Raw genomic sequence first — 3,715 nt, 5'->3', positions numbered from 1 at the left:
TTTGCCCTGAGTGAGAACGTCTGCAAGGTGCTGTGGAGTGCCGCCGCCGCCCGAAGCAATTACCGGAACGCTGACATTTTCTGCAATCATTTTTGTGACAGTAAGTTCGTAGCCGTTACGAACGCCGTCAGCATCGATTGAGTTGAGGACGATTTCGCCGGCTCCGAGTGAAACTGCTTTTTTTGCCCATTCAAGTGCGTCGAGATCTGTTTTGACTCGGCCGCCGTTGATGTAAACGCGGTAGCCTGAAGGCATTTCGGCATCTTTTGCGGCATCCATTCCAAGAACGATGCACTGGTTTCCGAAAATTCTGGCTCCTTCACGAATCAAATTAGGATTTTTGACAGCCTGTGAGTTGAGGGAGATTTTTTCGGCACCCGCAAGAATTGTCGAGCGGATGTCTTCGATTGTGCCGATTCCGCCACCAACGCAGAACGGAATGAAAACCTGCTCCGCAACGCGTGAAATAAGATCGAGGATTGGGCCACGACCGCGTGCACTCGCCATGATGTCGTAAAAAACAAGTTCGTCAACGCCCTGCTCGTAATATTTTTTTGCCATCTCAACCGGGTCGCCGATGTCGATGTTGTTCTGAAATTTAACGCCCTTAGTAGTTCGTCCGTCCTTAACGTCCAGACAAACAATTATTCTCTTTTTTAACATAGTATTCTCACTTTAAATTCCTCACAGAGTTTAGGAGCACACAGAGGGCTTTATGTATGACAAATATAAAACCTCAGTCTAATATATTTGAAAATGACCGTGATATAATACTTTGTATCATCAAAAATCTCTCTGTGAACTCTGTGCCCTCTGTGAGGAATTTATTTTATAAAATTCTCCAGAATTTTCAGTCCAGCTCGGCCGCTCTTTTCCGGGTGGAACTGGAACGCCGTGATGCTTCCCTGGCTTACGCAGGCCGGAACTTTGCAGCCGTAGTCGGCCCAGGCTTTTACGATTGACGAATCGCTTGGCTGAATCAAGTATGAATGTACGAAGTAGAAGTCGGATTTTGGGTCAACGCCATCGAAAAGCGGAGTAGAGCCGTTTGCGGCTTTCTCCGCGTATTCCAGATTGTTCCAGCCAATATGTGGAACTTTGAGATTTGTATTGATTTTTGAATCTTTCCATACGCTTTCAAAGTGGCGGATTGTGCCTTTGAGTAAGCCCAGACATTCAACATCACCTTCTTCGGAATGTTCAAAAATAATCTGTGAGCCGAGGCAGATTCCCACCAGTGGCTTTTGAGCCTGTGCCCAGTCTTTTAAGAATGTGTTGAAGCCTGTGAGCTTAAGCTGCTCCATTGCGTATTTTGCTTCGCCAACGCCCGGAAAAATCAGGCGGTCACACTTTTCTAAATCAGCCGGATTTTTTGAAAGCACATAATCAGCCTTCAAAAAGCCCAGCGCCCGCTCAACGCTCTTAATATTACCAGCGTTGTAATCAACGATTCCTACCATGCGAAAAAATGTAACATAAAGACAATAAATTCTCAATCGCAAAATAATGCCGCGCCCACCGTGGAAGCCCGAAGTTGCGACCAACGGGAGCAATGAGCGTTAGCGAAGGCTGGAAGGGTGGCAGCCAGTTGATTGCGCCCTTATTAACTTTCCGTTTTCCACTTTCAACTTTCCACTTAATTTGCCGATAATCTTTTTATATGATGAATACACATGATTTTCTTCCTGTGATTAAAGCGGTTCTCTCAGACAAGCGCGTGATTATTACGGCTGTGATTGTGTTTGTCTTTATTGATTTGTGCGCATACATCGTGCGTTACCGAAAAAAGCCAAAAGTCACTAAAGCTAAGAAAACAATTGCCGCACCCGCTCCTGCTCCTGCCGAAAAGACCGACGGAGAAGGTGGAGAAGATGCAGGTGGCGACGAGGAATAAGGCCGAGCAGATTTTTGCTCTTTTTCTTCTTTATAATATCGAGCCTGTCTTTCCAGAATGTACCGCAGATTCTTAGCCGCTTTTCTGAAAAAAGTTGCGAGAGAATTTCTGCGGTGTCCTTTGCATCCCATACATTGATTCCGAAGATTTTCAAATTCTTCCTATTATATAGTTCCGTAAGTTCGTGAGTGGCTTCCTGCCGTGTGTAAAGCCGGCGGTTTTTTCTGATAAAATTGAACGCAAGTTCCGCATCCGGGGCGTTGTAGCTGATTTTCTGATTTTTGGCTTTTGCGTCGCAAATGTCACAGCCTGAGCAGGCTGTTTCTTCGCCTCCAAGATAATCCAGAATCATCTGACGACGGCAAGTTTTGCTCAGCGCAAAGTCGCCCAAAGCACGTTCCCGACTGTTCGGTTTGGCCTGCCGCCAGCGTACAAAATCCGCGTGATTCCAAATCAGCACGGAATTTACATTTGCACCGTTACGACCCGCACGGCCGGCTTCCTGCACGAAATTTTCAAGATGCTCGGGCGCGTCCAAATGGATTACGCTCGCGATATCGGATTTGTCCACGCCCATTCCGTAAGCGCAAGTCGCCGTCAAAATCCCTTCGGTCGAATTGAAAAACCATTCTTCCACGGCCGTTTTTTCTTCGCGGGTAAGCCCTGCATGATAGAACCGCGTTTTTTCCCTTCCAAAATATGATGCACAAACATGGGCCATTTCTTCGGTTCTGCGGCGGCTTCCGCAAAAAATAATCAGTGGCTTTTTCATTGTCAGTGCCAGTTCCAGTGCGGCCTTTTTCTTGGCGTAGGCGTATCGCACGGCGTAATGAATGTTTGCACGGTCACTTGCTCCCCGTACAAGATGATAATTCCCGTCAAAAAGAATTTCACCGATTCGCTCAAGGACAGGTTTGCTTGCGGTGGCGGTGAATGCCGTTACGAGCTTTACGCCCAGTGTTTTGATTACGCGGCCAAGTTCCAGATAAGAAGGACGGAAAGAGTCGCCCCATTCAGAAACGCAGTGAGCCTCATCAATTGAAATGTGGCTGATTTTGACTTGTGAGAGCCTTTCAAGAAGATTTTCTGAGCACAGAACTTCGGGATTTGCGATAATCACCCGTGCAGGATTTTCTTTGTCGGTGAGGGCATTGAAATTTTCTTCGCGTTCTTCTGCCGTTTGTCCGCCTTTGAACACCACCGAGCGAATTCCAGCCTGCTCCATGCGGCGTTTCTGGTCGCTCATCAGAGCCAGAAGCGGATAAATTACGAGAGTCGCGCCTTCCAGAAGCAGGGCGGGCACAAGAAAGCACATGGATTTTCCAGCCCCGGTTGGAAGAAGGACAATCTGCCTTCCGCGGTAAATGTCGTCATCGTCTGTGTGGCCGGGAAAAACCGCATTTTCACGCAATGCCGTCTCGCCATCAAGAATGTTTGCGATTACAATCCGCTGCCACGGAAAAAGGTAACTGACATGGAATCCATCGCGGGCAGCCCGTACAGCTCCGTCCGCATCAAAAAGCTCGTCCGCGCAGCCTTCAGCTACACCAATCCCATCAAAAGAAACTTTCTCAATTTCTGCCATAAAAATCTCCTATAAAAACTCCTGTATATATATAGGAAATTTTTTTCGATTTTCGGCAATGTAAGTGCAAAATTTTTGAAAAAAAATTGCCACAAGGATGTGGCGGCACAGGAAAGCGAGAATTTTACCTGTAAAATTCTCGTCAGGAATCCAGAAATCCAGGAAGGATTTCTGGTTCCCTATTTTCGGCAATGTAAAATGAAAAAAAGGTAAAAAAATTGAAAATTTTATGTTGT

At 46.6% G+C, this 3,715-nt stretch carries 4 protein-coding genes; 1 reads left to right on the top strand and 3 read right to left on the bottom strand.

Translation table 11 applies throughout. The features are described from left to right. Both hisF and hisH read right to left on the bottom strand, forming a co-directional pair. Positions 1-663, bottom strand: a 663-nt coding sequence (gene hisF / locus IJJ71_RS03465; RefSeq protein WP_296845337.1) for an imidazole glycerol phosphate synthase subunit HisF, incomplete at its 3' end; no start/stop codon positions are given. 161 nt (positions 664-824) lie between these two features. After that, on the bottom strand, positions 825-1,460 hold the full coding sequence (gene hisH / locus IJJ71_RS03460; protein WP_296845336.1) for an imidazole glycerol phosphate synthase subunit HisH: 636 nt from the start codon (positions 1,458-1,460) through the stop codon (positions 825-827). A gap of 200 nt (positions 1,461-1,660) precedes the next feature. On the opposite strand from hisH, the gene IJJ71_RS03455 reads away from it, so the two are divergent. Continuing rightward, positions 1,661-1,894, top strand: coding sequence for a hypothetical protein (locus IJJ71_RS03455; protein WP_296845335.1), 234 nt, complete (start codon positions 1,661-1,663; stop codon positions 1,892-1,894). On the opposite strand, the gene IJJ71_RS03450 is transcribed toward IJJ71_RS03455, so the two are convergent. After that, complete coding sequence (locus IJJ71_RS03450) at positions 1,806-3,479, bottom strand: RecQ family ATP-dependent DNA helicase (protein WP_296845334.1); 1,674 nt, start codon at positions 3,477-3,479, stop codon at positions 1,806-1,808. The two genes, IJJ71_RS03455 and IJJ71_RS03450, sit on opposite strands and share 89 nt — an antisense overlap. Between the last annotated feature and the right edge of the window lie 236 nt (positions 3,480-3,715).

The sequence above is a fragment of the Treponema sp. genome (assembly GCF_017430385.1).
Taxonomy (GTDB): domain Bacteria; phylum Spirochaetota; class Spirochaetia; order Treponematales; family Treponemataceae; genus Treponema_D.
Note: the sequence above shows the minus strand (reverse complement) of the source record. Positions and strands in the feature narration are given on the sequence as shown.